This is a genomic window from Paenibacillus sp. YSY-4.3, from assembly GCF_054767475.1.
This window is the reverse complement of sequence record NZ_BAABMC010000001.1, coordinates 1,330,603-1,355,597: the sequence shown is the minus strand read 5'-3', so window position 1 is coordinate 1,355,597 and position 24,995 is coordinate 1,330,603. Positions and strand designations below refer to the sequence as shown.

20 protein-coding genes are annotated in these 24,995 nt (G+C 48.3%); 2 read left to right on the top strand and 18 right to left on the bottom strand.

The features are described 5' to 3' along the window. The first annotated feature begins 100 nt into the window (after nucleotides 1-100). Complete coding sequence (locus ACYUJT_RS06305; RefSeq protein ID WP_460319566.1) at nucleotides 101-1,093, top strand: glycosyltransferase; 993 nt, start codon at nucleotides 101-103, stop codon at nucleotides 1,091-1,093. Nucleotides 1,094-1,178: 85 nt separating this feature from the next. On the opposite strand, the gene ACYUJT_RS06300 is transcribed toward ACYUJT_RS06305, so the two are convergent. The 5 genes from ACYUJT_RS06300 to ACYUJT_RS06280 form a co-directional block, all read right to left on the bottom strand. Next, nucleotides 1,179-1,826: an acetyltransferase gene (locus ACYUJT_RS06300; RefSeq protein ID WP_460319565.1), complete on the bottom strand. Its 648-nt coding sequence runs from the start codon at nucleotides 1,824-1,826 to the stop codon at nucleotides 1,179-1,181. Then, nucleotides 1,819-2,928: a DegT/DnrJ/EryC1/StrS family aminotransferase gene (locus tag ACYUJT_RS06295; protein ID WP_460319564.1), complete on the bottom strand. Its 1,110-nt coding sequence runs from the start codon at nucleotides 2,926-2,928 to the stop codon at nucleotides 1,819-1,821. The genes ACYUJT_RS06300 and ACYUJT_RS06295 overlap by 8 nt, the downstream gene beginning before the upstream one ends. A 15-nt stretch (nucleotides 2,929-2,943) precedes the next feature. Next, on the bottom strand, nucleotides 2,944-3,627 hold the full coding sequence (locus tag ACYUJT_RS06290) for a glycosyltransferase family 2 protein (protein WP_460319799.1): 684 nt from the start codon (nucleotides 3,625-3,627) through the stop codon (nucleotides 2,944-2,946). After that, nucleotides 3,596-6,103, bottom strand: coding sequence for a glycosyltransferase (locus ACYUJT_RS06285; protein WP_460319563.1), 2,508 nt, complete (start codon nucleotides 6,101-6,103; stop codon nucleotides 3,596-3,598). The genes ACYUJT_RS06290 and ACYUJT_RS06285 overlap by 32 nt, the downstream gene beginning before the upstream one ends. A 117-nt stretch (nucleotides 6,104-6,220) precedes the next feature. After that, complete coding sequence (locus ACYUJT_RS06280; RefSeq protein ID WP_460319562.1) at nucleotides 6,221-6,955, bottom strand: glycosyltransferase; 735 nt, start codon at nucleotides 6,953-6,955, stop codon at nucleotides 6,221-6,223. Nucleotides 6,956-7,176: 221 nt separating this feature from the next. Between ACYUJT_RS06280 and ACYUJT_RS06275 the strand changes: the two genes are divergently transcribed. Continuing rightward, nucleotides 7,177-7,893, top strand: a complete 717-nt coding sequence (locus ACYUJT_RS06275; RefSeq protein WP_460319561.1) for a glycosyltransferase family 2 protein — start codon at nucleotides 7,177-7,179, stop codon at nucleotides 7,891-7,893. Nucleotides 7,894-7,947: 54 nt separating this feature from the next. On the opposite strand, the gene ACYUJT_RS06270 is transcribed toward ACYUJT_RS06275, so the two are convergent. From ACYUJT_RS06270 to ACYUJT_RS06210, 13 genes are all read right to left on the bottom strand, one after another. Then, nucleotides 7,948-10,041, bottom strand: a complete 2,094-nt coding sequence (locus ACYUJT_RS06270; protein WP_460319559.1) for a serine hydrolase domain-containing protein — start codon at nucleotides 10,039-10,041, stop codon at nucleotides 7,948-7,950. 270 nt (nucleotides 10,042-10,311) lie between these two features. Next, nucleotides 10,312-12,042 carry an ABC transporter ATP-binding protein gene (locus tag ACYUJT_RS06265; protein WP_460319797.1) on the bottom strand — a complete coding sequence of 577 codons (1,731 nt, stop codon included), beginning with the start codon at nucleotides 12,040-12,042 and terminating at the stop codon, nucleotides 10,312-10,314. A 284-nt stretch (nucleotides 12,043-12,326) separates the two neighbouring features. Continuing rightward, a complete protein-coding gene (locus ACYUJT_RS06260; RefSeq protein WP_460319795.1) occupies nucleotides 12,327-13,226 on the bottom strand; it encodes an alpha/beta hydrolase in 900 nt (299 codons plus the stop codon). Between the two features lie 14 nt (nucleotides 13,227-13,240). Then, nucleotides 13,241-14,275, bottom strand: coding sequence for a FecCD family ABC transporter permease (locus tag ACYUJT_RS06255; protein ID WP_460319558.1), 1,035 nt, complete (start codon nucleotides 14,273-14,275; stop codon nucleotides 13,241-13,243). Then, complete coding sequence (locus tag ACYUJT_RS06250) at nucleotides 14,268-15,275, bottom strand: FecCD family ABC transporter permease (protein ID WP_460319794.1); 1,008 nt, start codon at nucleotides 15,273-15,275, stop codon at nucleotides 14,268-14,270. The genes ACYUJT_RS06255 and ACYUJT_RS06250 overlap by 8 nt, the downstream gene beginning before the upstream one ends. Nucleotides 15,276-15,286: 11 nt before the next feature. Continuing rightward, nucleotides 15,287-16,312: an ABC transporter substrate-binding protein gene (locus ACYUJT_RS06245; RefSeq protein ID WP_460319557.1), complete on the bottom strand. Its 1,026-nt coding sequence runs from the start codon at nucleotides 16,310-16,312 to the stop codon at nucleotides 15,287-15,289. Between the two features lie 105 nt (nucleotides 16,313-16,417). Further along, nucleotides 16,418-18,043, bottom strand: coding sequence for an ABC transporter substrate-binding protein (locus tag ACYUJT_RS06240; RefSeq protein ID WP_460319556.1), 1,626 nt, complete (start codon nucleotides 18,041-18,043; stop codon nucleotides 16,418-16,420). Nucleotides 18,044-18,204: 161 nt separating this feature from the next. Continuing rightward, complete coding sequence (locus tag ACYUJT_RS06235; protein ID WP_460319554.1) at nucleotides 18,205-19,200, bottom strand: iron-hydroxamate ABC transporter substrate-binding protein; 996 nt, start codon at nucleotides 19,198-19,200, stop codon at nucleotides 18,205-18,207. 238 nt (nucleotides 19,201-19,438) lie between these two features. Then, nucleotides 19,439-20,350, bottom strand: coding sequence for a LysR family transcriptional regulator (locus tag ACYUJT_RS06230; protein ID WP_460319553.1), 912 nt, complete (start codon nucleotides 20,348-20,350; stop codon nucleotides 19,439-19,441). Between the two features lie 119 nt (nucleotides 20,351-20,469). Beyond that, on the bottom strand, nucleotides 20,470-22,047 hold the full coding sequence (locus tag ACYUJT_RS06225) for a sensor domain-containing diguanylate cyclase (RefSeq protein WP_460319552.1): 1,578 nt from the start codon (nucleotides 22,045-22,047) through the stop codon (nucleotides 20,470-20,472). Nucleotides 22,048-22,350: 303 nt separating this feature from the next. After that, nucleotides 22,351-23,301: a carbamate kinase family protein gene (locus ACYUJT_RS06220; RefSeq protein ID WP_460319550.1), complete on the bottom strand. Its 951-nt coding sequence runs from the start codon at nucleotides 23,299-23,301 to the stop codon at nucleotides 22,351-22,353. A gap of 27 nt (nucleotides 23,302-23,328) precedes the next feature. After that, nucleotides 23,329-23,790 carry a hypothetical protein gene (locus ACYUJT_RS06215; protein WP_460319549.1) on the bottom strand — a complete coding sequence of 154 codons (462 nt, stop codon included), beginning with the start codon at nucleotides 23,788-23,790 and terminating at the stop codon, nucleotides 23,329-23,331. Between the two features lie 94 nt (nucleotides 23,791-23,884). After that, nucleotides 23,885-24,985 carry a chemotaxis protein CheA gene (locus tag ACYUJT_RS06210; protein WP_460319548.1) on the bottom strand — a complete coding sequence of 367 codons (1,101 nt, stop codon included), beginning with the start codon at nucleotides 24,983-24,985 and terminating at the stop codon, nucleotides 23,885-23,887. Between the last annotated feature and the right edge of the window lie 10 nt (nucleotides 24,986-24,995).

The following is a 24,995-nucleotide window of genomic DNA, read 5'->3' as shown; positions in this document are numbered from 1 at the left end:
GCAATGGTCGCTACTCATGCCCTCTAAGTCCCGCCTTGCTATTATTGATACCAGGTTCCCTTGGAAGCTCAGCGGATTTCGGTATTGGGAAAATGTGCAGATGCATGCCCAGCGTCCGGACACCCTATTTTTTGCTGCTGAACCTTACTTCGACGATTTCCCGGCGGTCGTGCATCCTTTTTCTCAATTCAAGGATTTAGCCGTTTCTGAACAGATTACAGACGTTTATTGCGTTTTTTTGAACCTCGTCTTAAGTTTGCTAGGAGCATGTACCCTCCCTGATGGTACTCACATGCCGGGCTCAAATCCACATTTGGATATTCGATCATTTTTGATCGAGCGGCAGATTAGGCTGCATACGACGCTGTATCCCGGGGGCGGTCTCGCGCAAGATACTAGAGCTGAATTTCTGGACATTGTTGCCGCTCATTGTTCCACTGTCTTTACTAATATTGAAGATGTTCTCTTAAAAATTAGAACGAGCGTCTATCAGCCTGTTGTCATTAATACTAAATTATATAATTACGTTGCACGATCGTGGGCATGTCCCATTCAGCTTGTTTTCTGCGCCTTTAATTATCCGAGAAAAGGATTCCCCTTGCTTGTTCAAGCTTATAATCTTCTTAATTCAGATGATTTCCACCTTCACCTTGTAGGCAATTGGGAGGATCAGCTTAATCAGTTAACGAATACACGTTTTACATTCCATGGAATTCTTCCGCCTGAACAGTTAAAGTCGCTGTACCAAAGCTGCGATGTGTTCATAAATTGCAGTACATGCGATCACATGGCTTTAGATGGTTTTCCGACTACGGCGGCTGTGGATGCCATGGCTACCGGATGTCTTCTGGTGACAACCAACCCGCGCAATGACCAGCTTATATTGCAAGAAGGAATCGACTATATAAAAATAGACGCGAACGAACAATCCATACTCTACACTCTGTACTGGATCAGGGATCATATTCATGAAGCAAAGCATATAGCGGCAAATGGGTCAAATACAATCAAATTCGGTTTTGAAATGAAGAGAGTCGTTAAATCTAAACTGGTCCATATGTTCGGTAATCGGTTAAGTAAATTCTTTCTATAAATATAACAATCCCCTTCGAAGGACTATGATTGCAACCATGAGGATATGGTTAGTCAATCAATGTTTATCGCAAGGGGATTCATCATTATGGATTTGTCCGTGTCTTTTTGAATACGGCTGGAACTCCTGCATATAGAACTTGTGGCGGCACGTCACTTTTAACAAAAGATCCGCCCCCGACCGTTGACCAAGCTCCTATGCTCACCTTCTCGCGAATAGCTGATCCGGTACCGATAAAAACGCCTTCTTCCACGGAGACATGACCGCTAATATTGACTCCCGGAGAAATCGTGCAATAATCGGAAACCGACACATCATGCGCCAGCGTTACATTCGTATTAATGATGACGAAATTACCGACCTGGACGTTAATGCTTATGATAGATCCGGCGCAAAGAATACTATTAATCCCAAGCCGGCTGTTGCGGGGTACATAAACAGATGGGTGAACCAGCGAGGGGGCTAATCGAAAGCCAGCCTCCCTCGTTTTGCACATAAATTTTCTTTTCAGCGCCGGGTCACCGACACCACTACAAATAATCTCCACTTCATTTCTGTAATTAGCGATATGTGAAATATCACCAAGCACGGGAACATCATCAACGACTTGACCTTGCATTTCTATACGCTCATCAAGGAAACCTACAACGTTTCGGCCCAACGCCTCGCATAGGGCGAGAATTTCCCGCCCCATGCCGCCGCAGCCCCAAACAATCAAATTTGCCTCAGTCATTGTTCAAGCACCTGACAATATGCTCAATTTGATCCTGTCTTATATCTTCCCAAACGGGCAAACTCAGAATCCGCCGGCTAATTTCTTCTGTAACTGCGAGCGATGTTCGCGGATGGGAATCGAACATTTTTTGCCGGTGACACGGTGGAGCGAAATAAGTTCTTACTTGTATGGACGATGCTTGCAATTTATTCACATAATGCTTATTCTCTTGGTCGAATGGACATAATATCGGGTAAAATTGATAAGCTATTTTACCTGCAACAGCTTGAACCTTCCAGCCTGATTCTGCTAACTTATATTCTTTCAACGCTTCCTTGTACCATTCTCCGATCTTCTCCCTGATCTTGATTTTCTCAGAGAACACATCCAAAGTCGCCAGTCCTACGGCAGCCGTATATTCCGAAATTTTGCCGTTCAACCCCAATTGCCCTGACACTCGCTCTTCATTAAATCCAAAATTTGTGGAGCGTTGTATACTTTGAATTAACTCGACATCTCCGCTATACACAATGCCCCCTTCTCCAACACCAAAAGATTTCGTAGCATGGAAGCTGAATACCATGGCTCCTCCAAAACTGGACAGATCCTGCTCCTCTATCGCCGTACCGAAACTTGAAGCAGCATCGATGACAACGGGAATGCCGCGCCGTATCAACGAATTATAGTAAGCTAGGTCAAGCTGCGTTCCGAACGTTGCGTATGGGACGACGACGGCTGCCTCATCCCCTAGCTCCTCTAATGCCAATTCAAGCAAGTGTTCATCCATGCACCAATGTTCAGGGTCGATATCGATATAATAGGGTTCGAGCCCGCACCACATGGCACTGAGCGGTGTCGCCGGAAAGGTAAAGCTGGGCATGAGCGCATATTTGCCTTGCCGCTTCAACTGGGAAATCGCTAATAGAAGTCCAATTGTCGCATTGCTAACGGTGACGACGGATCCCTCATTATTAAAATATTCCCGAAGCATCCGCTCTTCAAATCTTTTGTTCAAAGGACCGTTGTTCGTATATATTCTTGAAGCATCAATTTCATCCAAATAATGCTGATAGTATTGTTTGGGAACCACTTTCGGCTTTAGAAACGGAATATAATCCATAAATATCACAACTCCCTAATGCTTCATAGTCAAAGGCTCTGGATATCTTGCCGTCTTGATCCCGAGCTCCAACATGCGCCGAACTTTATTCCAATCCCCGGGCTCATTGAGCAGGTAGGATTTTGGATCCCAAGGAATGCATTTTAACCAGTGATGATAGAACATCGATGAGGTTGTAATTTTAGCGCACATGAGCGGCTCTGCATCATTCACCACCCAGTGTTCCGGAACGACATAGTAGTAAAATGGATGATAAATCAAATCGGCACGGGTTTCTTTTGCGAAGTTTACTAGCTTCTCAATTCGGTCTTCAGCAAATTCGTCATCGTCGTCCAAGTGGGTTATAAAATGACCTGTAGCCAGCTCGAGTGCACGATTCGTAGGGATGCTTCCCGCCACGAGCCAGTGCTGATAGGTCTCGGTGGGGTACTCTCCCCGGCTCGCTCTATTTTCGAATATGATTCTTGGATCATTGAATTGGCGGATGACCTCTTCGGTATGATCGGTGCAGCAATCACCGATGACGATGATTTCCAAATGGGTGTAGGATTGCTGCACAGCTGACTTCAGGCTTAAGTTCAATAATGAATCGGCACGATTATACGTAGGGATGCAAATTGTGACTAGCGGCTGCTCCAATTCGTAGACTTTCTTGTACTCATCGGTGCTAGACGCTTGTAAGTAGTCTGAGTTCGTCACCAATGAGCTCACCCCCAGGCTTGAATTCTCTAAAATCATACATAGACTTGAAATTTATTTTCTCCAGCAGCTTCTCATTATTCGTGAAATATAAGTTCGGGCCAATCTTGCGAATTCCATGAATCGGCTGGCCCAAATAGCTTCCCACGCGGGCGATGACCAGCGTCTCATCATTACAAACCTGCAGCAGCTTGCCCTGCCAGTCTTCCCTCGGGTACTTCCAATCTTCAGGACAGGAAGCAAATACCGTGGTTTGATAATTGGCCCCAACGATTTCTGCAATCTGATCCGGATCGACGATATTTATAAACAATGATAAAGGCATCCCATGCGGCGTCCACTCCCTGCCCCACTTGGCCTCAAAATAGGTTTTATTATGCTGAAACAAATTGTTCTTCTGCTCTGCATCCCATTGGTTAAATGTCGCGCTGCCTTTATGATACACAAAAGCATCCTCCGCCACGGCCAGTCTATAACCAGCTAATCGCATCCGCAGGCAAAAATCATCGTCCTCAAACATTCCAGTACCGAACTTCTTATCCAGCGGGCCTAACTTCTGGAATATTTCTTTCTTGATCGCGACGCAGAAAAAACCAAGCATTTCCGTGTATCTGGTTCTTCGGTCGTATAGCTCATAGAATTCATCGAGCCAAATTTCATTCGCACCCTGGATTTCATCCCCGATAAAGAAATCAAGCTTCTGGTCATTCCCGACAAAGTTGGACACGGGACCAACGGCTGCGATTTGTGGATCCATCTTGAATGGATGCAGCAAACGAGGCAGCCAATCTTTGGATACGATCGTATCGTTATTCAACAGCACGACATAATTCCCGGTAGCATTCAAAATTCCGATATTATTTGCTTCGGCGAAGCCGGTGTTTTCGGATAACAGAATCGTTTTGATATCAGGGTAGGTCAGTTGCAGCAAACGGGCTGCCGTCTCGTCGGTTGAGGCATTATCGACCATGATGATTTCAAACCGCGGATAAGCGGTATGCCGCAGCAAACTATTTAGGCAGCGTTCAGTGAATCCCCAATTATTGTGAGTCACGATAATGACACTAACTTTGGGATAAAGTACAGTAAGAATAATGGAATGGAATTCCTTGTACCGGTGTTTCCACGTATTCTCAGCCGCAAATTCTCGGCGTTTCTCCACTGCTCTTGCTTGCTCTTCACCATACTCTTGAAGTCCTCTAGCGATGGCGGCTTCAAACTCCTTCACATCGCTTGCAAGAGACACATATTCTTTCATTGAAGCGAGTTCAGGCAACGGGGTGGATACTACGGGTTTTCCCGCAGACAGATATTCGTATACCTTTACCGGATTAGTTGCCAAGGTCAGGGGGTTGATAAGAAACGGAATTATGCACACATCAAAAGCATGCAGGTATGCCGGAAGCTCATGATACTGCTTCTCTCCCAGTATGAATACGTTTTGCAGCTTCTTTATGTTTGAAGTATCGCTATAGTAGGTGTCGCCGACCAGTACGAAATTCCAATCCGGATTGCCTTTTGCAAGCTCATACACTAATTCCATGTCAAACCAGTCGGCAATGGCTCCGATATATCCGATGGTCGGTTTATTAACCTTCATAATATCGATAGGCGTATAGCTTGGTTTCACGGAGAAGTGCTCAAATTCTCCTGCATTTCGGATTAAATGAACGGATGGATTTAGATCCCGTGCTTTCTGGTAGAGTACGTCGGATGAAGCCACTACGGCATCGGCCCGATTCATTAGAGCAGGCTCCAGCGCGAGCAGTTCTTCGGAGGTGTTTGAGAATCCAGCATGCTCATCCATGCAATCATATATGACCTTATTGTCCTCCAGGTCGAATACAAGCATGGACCAGAACGGAAGATCGACGATCGAGGCGGTTTGGCCGATTTGAAATGTTTGCTTCAGGGCCTCAATCGACCACTGCATATATTGCTTATCCAGTGGATGATTGATTTTGTCGCGATATGCGTTCAGGCTGTTGTACGAGCATAATTTAACAAGCCAGACATTCTCCTCCGCCTCCCGAATCTGCAGCGTTGATTGTATATCCTCAAATGAGGCATCAGCACTGCCGATCGGAATCGTTTCAATCGCGAAATAAAATACCCTGTACCCGTGCCTGGCAAACTGCTGGCCAATGTGCTGCGGTCTTTGCCACCTGTAATCCCAGTCAATAATCGGAAACCGGAAAAGGGTAATATTGTTGGGATCTAATGGAGGATTCGCCGGTTTTAATTTATAATCGACCTTCGGTAGTTTCTTTAAGGGCACTTGCTGCATCCTGCTTTGCTTCTCGGTCTGTTCTTCGTTTAAGTTCGCATTCGACGTCTCGTTGCTCTCTGAGGAATGCGGCTGAACCGCGACAGCAGGCGGATGGATTGGAATTGGTGAATTTAAAGTGTTCCGATTCTGCTTGGCTCGAAGTCTTTTGTTTTTGCTCGTTTCCCAGTAATGTATTCTTCGAAGCAATGCTCTTTTTTGTAGTCTCGCCCGCCGTCTGCCTTTCTTCCATCGAATGGCTCCACTTAACATTCTTAATAACCTTCGCTGCTCTCTCGTGTACACACTGATCCACCTTTCCGCTCTCTATATACCTAAATAATTGCGAATGGTTCGGGGGTGCTGCCCCGAGAATGGCACGGTTCTGATATCATATTCGCCATGCCGGAACGACCAGTCAGGGTCGCCCGTATTATCGTATAAATTAACATCTCCACGGCGATTGTCGTTGAATTTGAATCTCTTTCCGAAAGCATAATGATAATGGTAAACCGGTACATCAATGCGTTCGGACGGCAACGACCAGATATCGCTGCTTGGTCCTTTAAGCGTACAATGATGCTTCTGGTCCTGGTAGCGAATGCCGATCCCGTTTCGCCACATGCGAATAATATCATTCGACCATCTCTCGTCATTGGGTGCATTAACGCGCACCGTCCACGGGTCCCTCCAGAAGTTTACAATCGGAAATCTCAGAACATGCGCAGTCGTTTGGGCTAATATACCGGGTAATACTGATTCAAAGGCGTCATCGAATATTTCATCGGCATCGATATTGGCGATCCACTCTCCTTGCGCTTGATCCACCAAAAAATTCCTAACCTCGGATTCATTCCATTCATCCGTATAAGCAGTTCCTTGATTATTTGTGAACAAACGAATATTATGTTTCCTCATAAATGACTTGATGATTGAAATGGAATTATCGCTGCTTCCTCCGTCTACGATAAGGACCTCGTCGGCAAAGGAGGTTACCCTTTCCAAAAACAGCCGCAAAAAAGTCTCCTCGTTCAAAACCGGTGTAATTACCGTAATGGTCATCTGTCACCACACTCCAAATATCATATAATTCACAGTCTATTCCCCCGGTTTGAAGGGGAACATCGGCATTTGCCCTTTTACTGCACAAAACAACTATTCGTCGAAATTGGTTGTCTGCCTCAATCGCTTGCCGCTCTCTGTGCATATGTTGAAGAGATATTCAACCTACATGAGATTGAATACAGAAAGGGCGATATCTTGTGCAGACAGATCTCGTGATTGTGACCTATAATTCAGTTTCTTACATTCAGCGTTGCCTCGATGCGATAAGAACATATACGCCATCTGATTATGCAATCATCGTAGTCGATAACGGAAGTACGGACGGAACCATGGAGTTCCTACAAAGCTACCCCAATATTAAGCTGATCGAAAACGGCCGAAACAAGGGCTTCGCCAGTGCGGTTAACCTCGGAATCGTAAACGGTTCTTCGGAAACGATCGTGATTATGAATCCCGACGTATTTGTAACGGAAAATTGGCTGCCGTCCCTGATTGAAGCCCTTTGGAGGGATGAACAAACAGCGATCGTCGCTCCCAAATTAATTAATAGCGCTAACCAATTAGTCGGCGTAGGGACGAACATGGATTGGACCTCTCCATATTTTTTATGTCCTAATGAACCGGGGATCTTGGAAGAAACAAGAGCATGCCTCGCGATAAATGGAGCTTGTTTTTTATTAAAAAGACACTTGCTGGAGAAACTTGGTTTATTGGATGAACAATATTTTCACTACTTTGAAGAAACGGACTATTGCTTTAACGCCATTTATTGCGGCTACAATATACTGTTCTGTCCAGACAGTACAATTTATCATGAATACTATCCCAATCCGGAACGCGATGAGGCGATCCGGCAGTATTGGGTGCACAGTGAAGCCCGGTTTAATCGCAAATGGAGCTATCAAGGCAATGGGATCGTTGCGAAAAATGCATGAAAAAAGGGAGGGCTGATCATTAATCAGCCCTCCCTCTTCACCTATCTTTTAAATTCATTGCAACTCGATCTGGAATTTTGCTCCTTTATCGCCCGCAAATACGATCGTGCCGTTTTTCGGCAGGTTAACGGTATTGCTGCCGCTGACGCGTTCAAAATTCAAACAGATTCCATGCTCATCATAGACGGCAAACGAACCATGGGATGGCACCGTTACCTTCATCGTCTGGCCGGCCGCAGCATCGGGAACAGAGAGCCATCTCGCATATCCTTCGTCTTGAATGGTCAGGAAGGACCGCGATCCGATATAAAGCGGCTTGACGGCTTCCTCGCGAACGTACAAGCTTCCGCCGATTTCTAAATACTCCAGCCCGTTTTGACTGAAAAAGTTGTATTCCATCGTATCCCTTCCGCCCATCAGCGGAATTTGCAGCTCGCTGACCGCTTTGTTCGTGTCAATCATTTTACGGTTCAGCAAATAATTCGGCGCCTCTGCGAATGTCTCTACAGTCTGCACAGGCATCATTGCCAAATACAGAACAGAGGAATATTTCTCATTGACCGCGAAATATTTCTTTCCTTCCCTTTCCTTCCAAACGGCCTGTGCCCCGGCCGGCAAGGAATGCGCCTCAAGCTTCTCGGCGGCATATTGCGATATAGCCGTCTGCCCTAATCCAGGCAGTGCGGAATAGTCTCTAAGCCATAAATAGGTGCGTCCGTTCTGTTCACGAACAAAACTCGCTTTGGCGCTGCCATCCTCTTTTACAAAAGAACCATCCGCTGTATAGACGTACTTCTCGACCGGATAATCCGGAATATTAAGTACGGATACAATCATTTCGCTATCTTCGTTGATGTCCACCTTCATTAGTGCGTTGCTCACTCCATAGATACCGGCATGCTCAGCAGCCTCTTTCGGCATGGCCGCCTTGACAGGGACTCCATACGATTTCTCTGGCTTCAATTTAGTAATGACGCCTTTTTCGTGAAGCGCGCTAAGGAGAATTTCATTGGCAAGCAATTGATCTGTCGTGCTGGCCCCGCCTGATGAAATCACGGCCGCGGCCATATTATATTCCGGAAGCACCACGAGGGAGGCATGGTACAGAATCGTATCACCGCCCTTGGACAGCGCCTGAATGCCATATTCGCTGAACGGGAACATGTTCACCGTATCCCATCCTAGCCCGAACGAAAACGCCGAGTCCGCCTCCTTAGGCCACATTCCTTTTCTATATTCTTCCTGCTGCATCGCTCTAGCCGACTTTTTGCTAATAACGGAATCGACCTGACCTGTGAATATTTGCGAGAATTTTGCTAAGTCTTCTGCAGTAGAATAAATACCGCCCGAACCGATGACATTAACGGTTTCATTCGGCAGCCGCCCCGGATATACCGGATAATATAACGGTGCTGTCTGGCTTGTTTTAACATGATCCTGCGGCGTTTTTGTGTTGTTCATCTTCAATGGCTTCGTAAAGGCCGTGTGGATATAATCGGTGAAGCTAAGCCCGCTGACACGCTCTACTAAAATTTCAGCCAGTGTAAAGCCGTCATTGCAATATACGGAAAATGCACCCGGCTCAGCTTTTAGATTTTGCTCGGCAAGCTGTGCCAATAAATGATCATGCGCGTATGTGTCGCTATCCTCGAACAAAAACGTGTTGCCAAGGGCGCCTCCCTGTAGCCCGGAGGAATGATTGAGCAGCATGCGCGGTGTGATTTGCTTATAGCGCGCGTCTTTCATTTTAAAATCCGTTATGTAGTTGACGACGGGAACGTCTAGATCGATTTTGCCCTCGTCAACTAATTTCATGACTGCAGCTGCGGCGAACATTTTGCTTGTGGATCCGATGCCGTACATCGTCTTAGCAGACACATCGGCCTTATCTTTGCTGACCACTCCGGAGATCACGATATTCCCCTGATCAATTAGCGCATACTGCACACTGTTCGTGTCATATGACTCTACCAGCAGCTTTGCCTTCTTGGAAGCTGTTTCTCTAGTAGTCTTGTATTCCCGGCTGAAATCCAGCTGAGAGCTCTCCTGCTCCGACGCGCTAACACTTTCTGCTGCCACGCTTCCTATTGGTATGAGCAGGCTCGCAGCAAGCATGATCGATACGGCGATACGTCCTTTTTTGTTCATCTCTCTCCCTCTCAATCTTTGTTATGATGGTAAATCATAGATAATACGCCGAGAGAACCTGTTTCGTTCAACGCGACAATAATAATCGTATGAAATTGCAAACCGTGACATTCCTATTCGAATTACGAAGAGCTACCAAATGAGCGATTACTCCTGAAACAAGCCTAGGCCACAAAAAAAGAATCCGCATCAAATGCGGACTCTTCATATCAATATTCAACTTAACTACAACAACGACATTATCTGCTTCCCTAGACAAGCTGAATTGAATTACAGAGCCCCGACCACGCTTTGAAACTGCGCATGGTGCAAACGGCTGTACGGGCCGCGAGCTGCGAGCAGCTCCTCGTGCGTTCCCTGCTCGGCAATGCCCTCCTCGTTTACAACGACGATGCGATCGGCATTTTTGATCGTTGCCAGCCGGTGAGCGATAACGAGCGTCGTCCGGCCTTCAGACAATTCGGCCAGCGATTGCTGAATGACCTGCTCCGTCTCCGTATCCAGCGCAGAGGTAGCTTCGTCCAGAATTAGAATAGGCGGGTTCTTGAGGAACATTCGCGCAATCGCCAGGCGCTGCTTCTGTCCGCCCGACAGCTTCACGCCCCGTTCGCCGATGACCGTCTCCATGCCATCAGGCTGGGAACGGATAAATTCGTCCAAACGGGCCCGGCGCGCCGCCTCCCAAATCTCCTCTTCCGTTGCGTTCAGCTTCCCGTATAGAATATTTTCGCGAATGGTGCCTGCAAATAAATACACGTCCTGCTGCACGATTCCGATCTGATGGCGCAGCGACTGCATCTTAATGTCCCGAATGTCCACGCCGTCCATCGTAATCGAACCTGACTCCACTTCATAGAAGCGCGGCAGCAGGCTGCACAATGTCGTCTTCCCGGCGCCAGAAGGGCCGACGAAGGCCACCGTCTCGCCTTGATGGATCGTCAGGTTGATATTGCTCAGTACAGACGATTCGCCGTCGTATCCGAAGGATACTCCCTCATAACGGATTTCCTTCCGCAGCTCGCCGATTTCCACGGCATCCGGTCTATCCGCAATATCCGGCTCGGTATCGAGCAGCTCGACGTAGCGTTTGAAGCCGGCGAAGCCTTGCGGATAGCTCTCAATGATTGCATTGATTTTCTCAATCGGCCGAAAGAAGACGTTCGTCAGCAGCAGAAAGCCGATAAACTCCCCATAAGAGAGCTGACCACGAATGACGAACCACGTGCCGCACACCATGACGAACAGCGTAACCAGGCGCATCATCATATAACTGATGGCGCTGTTCTTAGCAATTAACTTATAAGAGAACAATTTCGTCAGACGAAACCGTCCATTATTTACGGCGAATCTTTCCTTTTCATGCTCTTCGTTCGCAAACGCCTGAACGACACGAATACCGCCGACGTTATCTTCGACACGCGCGTTAAAGTCGCCGACGTCGGTAAAGAGTTGGTGAATCGCCTTGGTCATTTTGCCGTTAAAATACACTACAAGCCAAATGATGACGGGAACGACAACGAAGGTGAGTACGGCCAGCTTCCAGTTGATCGTAAGCATAAGCGTGAAAGAGCCTGCCAGCGTCATGACGGCAATGAACAAATCCTCAGGCCCATGGTGAGCCATTTCGCCAATTTGCATCATATCGTTCGTCAGTCTCGACATCAGATGTCCTGTCTTGGTGTTATCGAAAAAACGGAAGCTCAATTTCTGAATATGGTCGAACAGCTTTTTGCGCATATCCGTCTCGATATTAATCCCGAGCATATGCCCCCAGTAATTGACGATATACATCAGAACCGTATTTAACAAATATAATGCCAATAATCCTAGCGATGCCCATACGATCAAATTCCACTCTTCATTGGGCAGCAAATCGTCCACAAATCGGTTTACGACCAAAGGGAAACCAAGCTCCAGCAAGCCAGCGATCAAGGCGCAGCCGAAATCAAGCAGGAACAAGCCCTTATAGGGCCGATAGTAAGCAAAAAAACGGCGAATCATCATACTCATTGGCCTAATTTCAGCCCCTCTCTATTTTTATTCCTTTTTCACAGCAGCCAGGCTAAAGCGTTTCAGTCAACCTCATTGCTGAACCCTACTTGCTGTCCAAATAGTATGAAAAAGAAAGCTATTCAACCGGGGTTGAAAGCTCTCCACTTCTCTTTATTCTGAAGCGCATTAATGATAATCATTCTCATTTTCTTCATACCATTGTAACCCACATTGTGCCAGGCTACAATACACAATTTTCATAGATGCCAAATTCACCTGGTTGTTTGCGGCTGTTAGCCGTTTGCAGCTTGAACCAGCGCAAAACGGACCGCGCGGCTGATCAATGCGGGCAGCACCGAAATATGGCTTTCCCCGGCAATCTCACCATATTCCACACGCAGCCCTAGCCCCTGCTCAGCCAGCTTTGCCAATCGCTCAGCGAGCCCGCTCGCGTTCTCCACCATTCGGCTGGGATGCGACTGCTCCAGCTCGCCTGCAGTGATTAGCAGGCTCAGCTTCTTGAACCCGCTTGAGCTATCCGCCTGCCCATTTCCCTGCTCTATGCAGGATACGAACCTCTGCTCCGCTTCAGCCATATAGGATTTATTCCAATGAATCGAGGGGCTGCCGGCAATATAGGTCTGGAACAAATGCGAATGATCGAACAGAGCCTGCAGCACGAACAGCCCGCCGAGCGAATGCCCCAATACGGCCTGTCTGCCGGTATCAACGGAAAATTGGCGCTCTACCTCCGGCTTCAGCTCCTGTTCGATAAAGGCGATAAACTCATCGACGCCGCCTAACTCCGGCCAAGGCTTCCCCTCCGGTCCGGGAATGATCTGATCAGGCTGCGTCGGCATCGTGTAATCATAATAGCGCGCAGGATCAAATAGAGCATCGCTCGGATAGCCGATGCCGATCACAACGGCGGGAGACACGCCGGTCTTCTTCTGAACTCGCGATTGTGCGCGCACAGCATCCACCATGGTAGCAAATAATGCATTTCCGTCAAGCAAATAGATGACCGGATAGCCCTCGGGAGGCGGAGCCTCCTCCGGCTTAAAGGCAAAAATACGATAATCGCGGTTTGCTGCCGTTGAGCGCATATCCCAATAATGCGAATTTGGCAAAGTAAATGGCTGGTTATTATTTTCCAACGAAACCACTCTCCTTCTTAATTTATCTTTCGCAATCGGCAAGCCAAAACTCAGGAAATGCCCCGGCCCTTGGCTCTGTAAAGCAGAAATATGAAATAAGGCACGCCAATCAAGGCTATTACGACGCCTACCGGCAGCTCGGACGGAGCAAATGCCGTCCTGCCGATATAATCCGCCAGCATGACAAGCAGTGCTCCTACTACGCCGCATATCGGCAGCATATGCCGATGCGCCTGGCCAACAAGGCGCCTTGCAATATGCGGGGCCATTAATCCGACGAAGCCGATCCCGCCCGAGACGGATACACAGGCGCTTACAATGCCGATGCTGCCCAATAAGAGCAAAGCTTTTTCTTTTTCCGACGCAATCCCCACGCTAATTACGCTATCTTCATCCAACTGGAACAAGTCGAGTATGTAAGACTTCCACACAATGAGCGGGACGAGAAGCAATAACCAGGGAAGCATGGAAGCGATATATTTCCAGTTGGCGTTATAAATGCTGCCCATATTCCAAACCGCGGCCATTTCAAAATCGCCAGGGTTCATTTTCAAAGTCAAGTAAAGGGAAACCGCGCTTAATCCCGAGGCGATCGCAATGCCGGTAAGCAGCAGCCGCTGCGGCTCCAGCCGGCCATTCTTCCAAGAGAACATGTAAATTAGAATCGCGGCCATAAGCCCTCCTGCCAAACCAAATAGCGGCATCGCCAAAATGGACAGCCACCCGTCACCGCGAATTTGCCCTTGATAGAAGAAGAGGAAAATGACCATCGCCGCCCCTGCGCCAGAATTAATCCCCAAAATACCGGGATCGGCCAGTCCATTTCGGGTAATGCTCTGAATCACAGCTCCGGCCATGCCTAGCCCTGCCCCAACGAGCAATGCAACGACGATTCGCGGCAGCCGAAATTCAAAAATAACCAAATCATGATCTGGCTGCGGATGAATCCGCAGCAGCGTTCGAACGACATCCCGGATGCCGATATCGAAGGTGCCGTTCGTCAGACTGATATATGCTGCCGCTAAAATCAGGGCAAGCCCAATCATAAACACCCAAGCAAAACGTTGATTGTTCGGTTTATTCACGCTTCCCGTCCCCCCTGGTTCGAATCAAATATAAGAAAAAAGGAACACCAAGCAGGGACGTAACTACTCCAATCGGCATTTCATAGGGATAATTCAAAAACCGGCTAAGAATGTCACAGAGAGCCAGGAACAGCGCTCCGACGATGCCGGAACAAGGGATGATCCACTTGTAATTCACGCCGGTCAGAAAACGGACAATATGAGGCACGATCAAACCGACAAACCCGATTTTCCCCGCTAGAGCTACCGAGATCCCCGTTAGAATGACGACGGTCAGCATAGTTGCTAATTTGATCAGCTTCGTTTTTTGTCCAAGGCTGAGGGCAATTTCTTCGCCAAGGCTCAGCACGGTAATTGATTTGGACAGCCAGATGGCCAGCGCAATGCCTATAACGGCAAACGGAATTGCCAGCTTGATAAGATCCGGGTTCAATTGATGCAGCCGTGCATTGTACCAGAAGCTGATATTCTGTGAAACTTGAAAATAAGTCGCGATCGCCGCGGACAAGCTGCTCAGGAACGTACCGATGATCGTGCCCAGAATCGCCATGCGTACCGGAGATAATCCGCCAGGCAGCAGCGAGGCTAGCCCGAAGACGATCACGATGCTAAGCGCTGAGCCGATAAATGAATACAGGATCATTTCCACCGAGGTAGAATCCGGCATAAATACCATGCAGAGCGTGATAGCAAATGCCGAACCGTCCGAGACGCCCATAATAGAAGGGGATGCAAGATAATTTCTTGTCATCCCCTGCATTAATGCCCCGGATATGGCGAGAAAAGCCCCGATGAGCAGTGCCCCGACGACTCTAGGCAATCTGGAATGGATGATGATTTGATGATCCACATTCCCCGGATCGAAATGAAACAGCGCTTCGCGAATCGTGCTTAAATCGATGTTCTTCGCGCCATACAGCACAGATAGGAGAATTGTAAGCACGATCAGAAAAGGAGCGCTTCCGAGGATCAGGATAACTGAGGAACGCCTTGCCCGCATACCCGCATCCGTCACTTCGCTTCAACTAATTTACTGTTCTTCACGGCTTCCAGAAACGCGATTTTGCTGTAAGCCGTTCCGCCTTGAGCGCTAGGATCTACAATGTTAACGAAAAGATTGCCGTTCTTCACCGCAGTGATACTGCCCCAGATCGGGTTACTCTGCAATTCTTCCAGCGCCTTCGGCGTGTCTTTGTTCTCGGTTTCCGAGAATTGGACGAACAGATAATCCGGATTCATCTCGGACAGCTTCTCCAGCGAAATCATTTGCTGTGCCTTCGCCTGCTTCACTTCCTCCGGCACGCTCGCCCCCAGATCTCCGTAAAGCGATGGATTAAAGAAAACATCCTCCGGATAGATCATCATGCTGCCGGCTCGCAACCGAATCATCAATACACTTTTGTCCTGAAGGTTTGGTCCGATTTTCTCTTTCAATTCAGCGGCTTCTTGCTTGTACGATTTCAGCACATTATCCGCCTGCTCTTCCTCGCCTGCAAGTTCAGCAAGCAGCCTCAAATTTGCTTCCCAGTCCGTGGATACATGGGATACGGGAATTGTAAGGCCGACTTTACCCAGCTTCTCGAGCATTTCGGCGGGAAACTTGGTGCTAGCCAAAATAACGTCCGGCGCCAGCTTCAGGATCGTTTCGACGTTCGGCTGCGTCTTCTCTCCGATCGCAACCGCCCCTTCAGTAATTTCTGCAAATAGCGGTTCGAAAGAACCGCCCATCGTCATAGCACCAGCTGGTTTAACATGGAGTACAAGAGCATCCTCCATCGACTCTACCGAACCGGTAATCACGATTTTCTCGGCCTGGGCCGGCACCGTGTATTCCTGCCCTAAATATTTGATCACTCTCGACTCAGCCGATGCATTCCCATCCTTGACTGCGGAATTCCCGGCAGGAGTGGCGGAAATCCCCGTTTGCTGACTAGCTGTTCCTGAGTTGGCCGGCTGTGCCTCTTCCTTGGTTCCGCACGCAGATAAGCCAAGTATTACCCCCAGCGCTATAACTAAAATTGATGATTTCTTTAACATGTCTTGCTCTCCCCTCATCTTCGATCATCTTTGAGAATGTATTTTTCCATCGATAATCATTCTCAATTACAAATTATAGGCCTCCGTTTATTAGGGGAACATAGACTAAATCCGGAATGCGTTTGGACGATTTCCATGGACGTGAAGGATGAGATCGTCAATCATACGCTTACAGGCATATGCCGAGTACTCCCGCCAAGGGTCAGAGGAGATCATATATACATTGTTTCTGCGAACCGCCTTCAAGTCTCGCCACTGTCTGGACATTTGCAGGTTTTTCCAATAACTTAGCGACTCCGGCTCCTGACATACGTTCAGCAGTATTCTGTCCGCTTCAAAATCAGCGAGCTGCTCAGTGGAAATCGCTTGGGCATAACCATTAAGCTCTTCCCGTTCCGGCACCATATTCAGCTGCAAATCATCGTAGAGCACTTCACGCATCCCGCGCAGGGGGCAGACATAGCAGTGCTGCTTATGAATGCTGATCAGAAGAAATGTATCATCACCGAGTTCGCGGCCAAGCCATTCCCTCGCTTCCACGGCCTTTCGCTCATAGTTGGCCAGCCATATCTCCGCTTCTTGCGAAGCTTGAAGAACCTCTGCCGTTCGGCGAAATTGCTCCCTCCAGCTGTCCTGCCAGGATACTGTAACGACAGGCGCAATCGCCTTAAGCTGCTCCCTCTCCTCCTCTTGCAAATGATCATCGTCGCAGATGATCATTTCCGGGCTCGCTTGGCGCAGCGCCTCAACATTGGACTGCCAATCCCGGTTAAACCGGTAGGCGCTAAGATGGAGCGGAATAGCTGTTCGATGCTTACGGTAATAATACGCTGTCCATTTCGGATGGAGCGGAGCGGCGAATGGAACCATGTTCAGCGCCAGCAGCTGTCCTAAAATAGGCGGAGTATAGGCGGCAATTTTAAGACGGCGATTTCTAATATAGACGGAGGGCGGCACGCCAATCTCTTTCTTAAATTTACGGCTGAAATAAAATTCGTCGCTATACCCTACCTGATGCGCAATGTCCCGCAGCTTGGCTTCGGATTGCAGCATCATCCGCTTCGCATGGTGCATTCTTACCTCTGTAATGTAATCAATGGCGCTTAAACCATAAGTTTTCTTGAATAAATCCACGTAATATTTCGGACTTAACTCAGCTAAGCCAGCCAGCAGCTCGATATTCAAGTTTTCCTGGTAATGGCTGTTAATGAACTCCTTTGTACGTTCAAGCGCAGCTCGGGAATGGGATTCCCGAAGATGACGAATGTTGCTGAACAACCGGTAAATCAGTTCCTGAAACGCAGACTGGGCGCGCAACCGTTCCAGCGGCTGACCCTGCTCCCAGCAGCTATGCATTACTTCGCATAGCAGGATGTTTTGCATATCATGATGAACCGGTAGCTCACCTATGATCGGATAATCAACCACCAAACCTGAATCGTTCCAAACATCAAAGTGGATTAAATACAACTCGATTTCCTGGCCGGGTTCAGCCTCTAAGCCAATCGTTTGGCCCGGGCAGGCAAAATGAACGGCATCTTCTCTGAGGCGATATTCCTTCGTATCCAGCTTCAGTTGTCCCCCTCCGCGCTTGGAAATTATGAGGACAGGCGATTCAACGAGTTGATGCTCCATGCCCCCGCTGCGAACCCATGCAATGCCGCACAGCCTATGCCACAGCTCCGCGGCCAATATGTATGACGGTTCTTGCTCTATTCCGCAAAACGGCAATTCACTACACCTCTTTTTTGATGCGAATGAGAATCATTATCAGTATAACGGTAACATAATCCAGGGCCGATGGTCAAACCCAACTTGGTCAACAACAGTAATGCTAAGACAATTAAAAAGCTGCTGCCCCTAGGGCAGCAGCTATGAATATTTCTCTTTGTCTACTTCAAAATACTTGCCACTACATCATCGATAATTTTTCCATTCGCAATCACGCCGGTATACAGCCAGCTCGATTCATTATCAAATTCGTAAATCTGGCCGTTCTTCACGGCCGGAAGTCCGGCCCAGATCGGATCAGCGAGCAGTTCTTCCATCGGCACAGCGGAGCTGACAATGAAAATATAGTCCGCATCCAGCTCAGCAAGCTTCTCCGCCGAGATCTGATTCCAGTTCGCTACGGCCGAAGCCGAAATTTCCTGCACAACGGACGGCACCTTCATGCCTAAATCGCGATACAGGACATCCCCGCTGGAAAACTTATCATGAACAACGAATGTGCTCTTGCCAAGTGGCCACAGAACAGCTGCTGACTTCTCGCCAATGGCCGCTTGCAGCTTCTCCTTTGCCTCCTTCACCTTCGCATCGTAATCCGCAAGGGCTTTCTTAGCTTCTTCGGCTTTGTTCAGAACTTCTCCGACGGTAAGCAGCTCTTCCCGCCAGTCATTGTTCTGCTCTGTGCCTACAGAATATGTAGGAGCTATTTTCGAGTATTGCTCATATTTATCTCCAGTGGCCATGGCGGCATCGTCCATAATGATCAAGTCCGGCTGGAAGCTCATTACCGCTTCATAAGGAAGCTCGGATGGAATCGTCGGCACATCCTTCAGTTCATATTGCAAATAGTTCTGCACCGTCTTGCCTTCTGCCACGGACCATTGCGCTACCGGTTTGACGCCAAGAGCTACAAGGTGGTCCTCAAGATATGAACCAATAATCCGCTCGGGATTTGCCGGAACCTTCACTTCATGGCCTAATGAATCCGTAAGCACACGCTCTGCCGGCTGGGATTCTTCGATTTGATTTCCTCTGGAAGCTGGGCTTGCGTTGCCATTCGTACTAGCCGGGGCAGATCCGCCGGAACAGGCGCTTAACAATAAAGCCAAGCTTAGTATCCCCGCTGCAGCAGCATATTTAGGTGTTCTGTTTCTCTTCATTCCTGAATCTCCTCACCGTCTGACTGATAATGATAATTATTTTCAACGACAACATTATAACCTGTATATGAAGAAGATACAATCAAAATTAATTTTCTTCATATAATCTTGGACAAGAAAGGAATCATCATGCTTGTTTCGTCCAGACCCAACCTTTTGCTGATCGACTCTAGTACGGAGGATGACGAGGCGGACACATTATACACCCCCAGCCCGCCAGAAATAACTAAAAACTATATCAGGCATAATCCTTGGCCACGGATTCCTTGAGCGCCTCCACATAAGCCGCACCCAGCTTCGAAAGCGGCATGTTGCGATGCGAAATCCAGCCTACATTGATTGTCTCGTCACAGTCTAGGGGAACAGGAATAATGTCGCTTCCGTTCAAATCGGCGCTGAGCACTCCCGTAGAGATCGTATAACCGTTAAGGCCGATCAGTAAATTAAACAGCGTCGCCCTGTCATTGACCCGAATCATCTTCTTATGCGACAGCGTGCTTAGAATTTCCTCCGAGAAGTGAAACGAGTTGAATTCGCCCTGGTCAAAGCAAAGGAACGGATACTCGTCGAGCTGATCAATGGTGACGGTAGGCTGTTTCGCAAGAGGATTCCTGACACTGATAAAAATATGCGGCCTCGCCACAAACAAGCTGGTAAATTGTAGTCCCGCATCGTCCAGCAGCCGGTTAATGACCTTCGCATTGAACTCGTTCAGATACAGGATACCGATTTCACTGTACATATGCTTGACGTCCTCAATCACTTCGTAGGTTTTCGTTTCTCGCATTGCCAGCTCGTATTCGTCATGCCCGTACTCATTCACCAGCTTAACGAAAGCACTGACCGCAAAGGCGTAGTGCTGAGCCGAGACCGAGAAATGCTGCGGGGCGGGCTTCACGTTTAAATAACGGCTCTCCAGCAGCGCCGCTTGCTCGACGACCTGACGGGCATAACTAAGGAATTCCGCGCCATCCTTGGTCAGCACGATGCCTTTATTCGTCCGTTCAAAAATCGTGATCTGCAGTTCCTCCTCCAAATCCTTGATCGCATTGGACAGGCTGGGCTGTGAGATGAACAAGCGCTTCGCCGCTTCGTTCATGGACCCGCGGGTAGCTACCTCGATTACGTATTTCAACTGCTGAAGGGTCATCCTTCACGCCTCCTTTGACTGTGGTAAATATGCGCTTCTTTGCAACAAACCGACCAGTGATCCTGGTCGGCTGTCTGTTTAATATTAATCTGACTGAAACGCATGATCGATAATGATGGCTATGCTTGAATAACATCATGCAATTCGAAGGCGACAATCTGGTTTCGCCCGCGCTTCTTCGCTTCATACAAAGAGTCATCCGCCTTGGCTACAAGCGCATCGATATCGTAGGCATGATCGGGATATGCAGCTACTCCCGCCGAGATCGTCACGATGTCGCCACAGGGACTGACCGTGCTCTCCAACTTCGATCTCAGCCTCTCCGCCACCCGTACCGCGTCCTGCTGCGGCGTACCCGGCAACAGGATGATGAATTCTTCTCCGCCATATCGGCAGCAAATATGATTGGGCTCTACAGATTCCGCCATCTGTATGGCCAGAAATTGCAGTACATGATCACCGGCCGCATGGCCGTATGTATCATTCACCCGTTTGAAATGATCGATATCCAGCATTATTAGCGAGAATTGCGACTCTTCCTCCAGCCATTTCTTCATATGCTCTTCCATCCCCCGGCGATTCGTCAGCTTCGTCAGCGAATCGGTCTTCGACTCATGATTGGAATAATTAATGCGATTATGAAGAAACGCGAGGCTGTGGGCAAGCGCCTTCTTTAACTGAATGACCTCGTAATACCAAGCTGATATTTTCGCGATCTGCTTCTCTTGATTCTTCTCCGTGCTATTCTCAGTATAATAGGCCAGCTTATGCAGCGGCTGCGCTATTTTGTTGGATAGCCAGATAATGAATATGAGTGACACGAACAGGAACGGAAAGGAGGTGACGACCATCTTCTTCAGCATTTCCTTCGCAGGAGCCAGTGTTACTTCCGTATCCCGCTGCGAGACCACGCCCCAGTCGGCCATAGGAATATAACTGTATCCTGCCAGCATGTCCTTCTTCTTCGTGTTAATGACGCGCTCGGCCCCCCGCTCCCCATTCATCAGCTTCCGAACGACCGGGTTCTCGTCCACGACTTCATTGACGCGGCTTTGATCCTGATGATATATAATACGTCCGTCCTGATCTACGACGTAAACATATGAGCCGTCTTCGTAGAAATGCTCTCCCAAAATTTCATTCAGAATGTTCGTTTCCTTCAAATAAAGCGTTCCGCCAACCAAACCCAAATAATTATACTGCTCATCGAAAATCGGATAAGAGATAAAAATAATCAGGCGCCCCGTGAGTCCCGTATAAGGTTTCGAAATAATCGGCCTTCTCTTCTCAAGCGCTTCCTTGCTTGCAGACGAAGTCAGTACTTTGCCTTTAAGATCGAGCGATTGAGGGGAGGTCGCCAATATTTTGCCGCTTGGATCAGCAATCGCTACGGAATTGAAAGTATTCGTTTGCATTTTCAAGCGATCCGCTTCCTTCAGCAGTGCCACCTCGTCATCCATGATCGTCGCGATCTCCGCCGCGCTAACGCTCAGAGTCTGCAATGTCGAATAAAGGAAGCTATCCGTCGTTTGCGCCAGCTTCTCCGCATACATCCGATTCGTCTCCAGCGTGTTGGCAAGCAGCGTCTGCTTATTGGTGTCGTATCCGCTTAGCAAGCTGCTGATCAGCGTTAAGATGAAAGATAATAGAGCTACACAGACAATTAAATACCGCAGCGACAGTTTCATTCTTTTCATTCACGAGTCTCCCATTTCAACTGTTGTAGGTAAAAAGAATGCAGCTCTATTTTTATGTAAAAAAAGAGAGGTATTCTTTGTCTCGAAATATAGTTGAATAATAGTCTAATCCGTTGAATTTTATCATATTTACGAGTGCTTTTAAACAGTGATATTATCTTGGTCATTGCAGCATACAGCAAGCCTTCCCTGGAATAATAAAAAGTCCTTCCCCGCTTGGCAGAAGCAGGAAAGGACCGGGAAAATTAGGATATATGCTTTTGAATTATTTGTTCTCTTGTATGTTCATACATCCTCTTCTAATTATTTTACGATATGCGTGCCTGCCTCGTTTTTGATCGCAGCCTTCAAGCTTTCCGGATTGGTAATGATGACTCTGGAGCCGCTTTGCTCCAGGAAGCTCAGGCTGGCCTCGATTTTCGGCAGCATACTGCCTTTAGGGAAATGACCTTCGAACACATATCGCTTCGTTTCGGCCACCGTAATCTCATCCAGCGCTTTCTGGTTCGGCTTGCCGAAATGAATGAACACTTTAGGAACACTGGTCGTAATGATCAAGGTCTCTGCTTGGATTTGATCCGCCAGCAAGCTTGTTGCCAGATCCTTGTCGATTACGGCATCGATACCTTCATAAGTTTGATCCGCCGTCTTGACGACGGGAATCCCTCCGCCGCCGACGGCAATAACCACATATCCGCTATCGATCAGCGACTTGATGGCCTCTTTCTCCACAATGTCGATCGGCTGCGGTGACGGCACAACGCGTCTGTAACCGCGGCCCGAGTCTTCCACGAAGATCCAGTCCGGATGCTCCTTTTCCAGCTCCTGCACTTGCTCCATCGTAAAGAAGGAACCTACCGGCTTGCTCGGATTCTTGAAATTTGCATCGTCACTGCTCACTTCAACCTGCGTGATAACGGTCGCAACCTTTTGCTTCATTCTCCGACGAATGAATTCATTCGTCAGCGCCTGCTGAATCTGGTAGCCGATGCCGCCCTGAGTGTCCGCGACACAATTGACGAGCGGAACGCTTGGCATGCCGGCCACTTTCTCGGCGATTTCCCCGCGGCGAAGCGCAAATCCAACCTGCGGACCGTTGCCATGCGTAACGACAACTTCACAGCCCTCTTCTACCATATCTGCAATGTTGGCGGCAATTTCGCAAACCGCTTCATACTGATCCTGGATCGTATCATGATCGTTTCCCTTGACTAGTGAATTTCCGCCAATCGCTACTACTACCAGTTTCCCCACTGTAATCCTCCCAAGTTACTTAGCTGCCTACGTGTTCTCGTTTGTCTCCTTGTAGAGTAAAGTGTACAGCACAAACGAAATGATCAGCCCGCTAAAGAACGCAAAGTCTTTTAACGTTACTAATAATGGAACATTTGTGAATAATACGCCCGACATCGGGATCAGGAAGCTGATGATCAGGACGATGACCGCGATACGGTTGTAGCCGCCTTTGTAGCCGCCATCCTTACCCGATTTCAAGTAAATTTTATTCGACAGGTCAAGGCGTTTTTTGCCGAGGATTTTCATACCGGGCAGGAACAGCAATACAGTGACCGCCCATATTATGATATACGACAGCATCGCCGGGAAGTCCAGCCCTAGGTTGTTGAAGCCGTCACCCCAGGACATGTAGTCCGGAAATATTATGGTGAAAATGACGTTGAACGACTGCGCGCCAACGACCGACGTCGTGCCGAAGAAGACGAGACCCGTTATGAGCCCCGGCATAAGGCCGGACCCCAAGCGCAGAGTCACACGAAATGAACAGAAAATGAATTGAAAATCGACTAAAATGGCCTTACAGACAAAAAAAGAAGGAACCCTAAACCGATGAAGGGGTTCCTCCTTTTCCATGATAGAAATGCGACACTTCCAATATTAATGCTGCCTGACCGTCCCCGAGGATTGTAGCGCCGGAAAGGCCATGCACCTCACCAACATACGGACTGAGAGGCTTGACTACGATTTCCTGGTTGCCGATCAGTTCATCGACCATAAGAGCCATTTGCCGGTCCGTCGTTCCTACTACAACAAGCCGGAGCTGTTTCGCCAAGGCTTGACGCCTTGGGAAATTAAAATAATCATGTAATGAGAAGACCGGCAGCAGCCGATCCCGGATCGATACTAAGGACTCACCGCGGATCGTCTGCAGTGATTCGGGCGGGAGCCGGACGATTTCAACTACGCTGCTCATTGGAATCACAAAGGTTCTTCCGCTTAATTTAACTAATAAACCGGGTATGATAGACAACGTCATAGGCAGTCGGATCGATACCCGGGTGCCTTGGCCAAAGGTGGATTGCAGGTCGAATATGCCATTCAGTTTCTCGACCTGCAGCCTTACATTTTCCAAGGTCGAAGGTAAAACGGCAAGGTCGCGGATTCCTACTCCGTCATCTTCAACGACGATTACCACCTGATTTCCTTCATTTGCGGCAGCGATCTGCAGCCGTCCCTTTGCCGGTTTGCCGGCGAGCTTGCGCTGCTCAACGGATTCCACCCCGTAGAGTGCAGCATGGCGGATTAACTGCATCATCGGCTCTCCGATTTCCTCCATGACCGTCCGATCCAATTCCGTTTCCCCGCCGGAAATTAGAAGCTCGATGTTTTTATCGAAGGTTTTGCTTAAATCGCGAACAATTCGCGGAAAGCGATTCAATAGCTGATCCAGCGGAAGCATTCGCACCTGCATCACCCGATCCTGCAGTTCACTGATGACACGGGATGCATGATCCGTAATTTCGCTTAATTGAGCTATATTCTCGTTATCCTGCCGTGCTTCGATGTCGCTTTGGATGACGTCAATCCGATTTTGCACGATCACTAATTCACCGACCAAATTCATCAGCTGTTCCAAGTGCTCGACTTCTACGCGAATCGTTCGGTTCATCGTTTTTCCAGGTTCCGTTAGACCGGAATTCATCCCTTTTCCT

What these genes read in the sequence shown, in the direction of transcription:
- ACYUJT_RS06305 (WP_460319566.1), top strand. Translation starts at nt 101, where the DNA reads ATGCATGCCCAGCGTCCGGACACCCTATTTTTTGCTGCTGAACCTTAC.
- ACYUJT_RS06300 (WP_460319565.1), bottom strand. Translation starts at nt 1,826, where the DNA reads ATGACTGAGGCAAATTTGATTGTTTGGGGCTGCGGCGGCATGGGGCGG.
- ACYUJT_RS06295 (WP_460319564.1), bottom strand. Translation starts at nt 2,928, where the DNA reads ATGGATTATATTCCGTTTCTAAAGCCGAAAGTGGTTCCCAAACAATAC.
- ACYUJT_RS06280 (WP_460319562.1), bottom strand. Translation starts at nt 6,955, where the DNA reads ATGACCATTACGGTAATTACACCGGTTTTGAACGAGGAGACTTTTTTG.
- ACYUJT_RS06270 (WP_460319559.1), bottom strand. Translation starts at nt 10,041, where the DNA reads ATGAACAAAAAAGGACGTATCGCCGTATCGATCATGCTTGCTGCGAGC.
- ACYUJT_RS06265 (WP_460319797.1), bottom strand. Translation starts at nt 12,042, where the DNA reads ATGATTCGCCGTTTTTTTGCTTACTATCGGCCCTATAAGGGCTTGTTC.
- ACYUJT_RS06250 (WP_460319794.1), bottom strand. Translation starts at nt 15,275, where the DNA reads ATGCGGGCAAGGCGTTCCTCAGTTATCCTGATCCTCGGAAGCGCTCCT.
- ACYUJT_RS06245 (WP_460319557.1), bottom strand. Translation starts at nt 16,312, where the DNA reads ATGTTAAAGAAATCATCAATTTTAGTTATAGCGCTGGGGGTAATACTT.
- ACYUJT_RS06235 (WP_460319554.1), bottom strand. Translation starts at nt 19,200, where the DNA reads ATGAAGAGAAACAGAACACCTAAATATGCTGCTGCAGCGGGGATACTA.
- ACYUJT_RS06230 (WP_460319553.1), bottom strand. Translation starts at nt 20,350, where the DNA reads ATGACCCTTCAGCAGTTGAAATACGTAATCGAGGTAGCTACCCGCGGG.
- ACYUJT_RS06225 (WP_460319552.1), bottom strand. Translation starts at nt 22,047, where the DNA reads ATGAAAAGAATGAAACTGTCGCTGCGGTATTTAATTGTCTGTGTAGCT.
- ACYUJT_RS06215 (WP_460319549.1), bottom strand. Translation starts at nt 23,790, where the DNA reads ATGCCGGGGCTCATAACGGGTCTCGTCTTCTTCGGCACGACGTCGGTC.
- ACYUJT_RS06210 (WP_460319548.1), bottom strand. Translation starts at nt 24,985, where the DNA reads ATGAATTCCGGTCTAACGGAACCTGGAAAAACGATGAACCGAACGATT.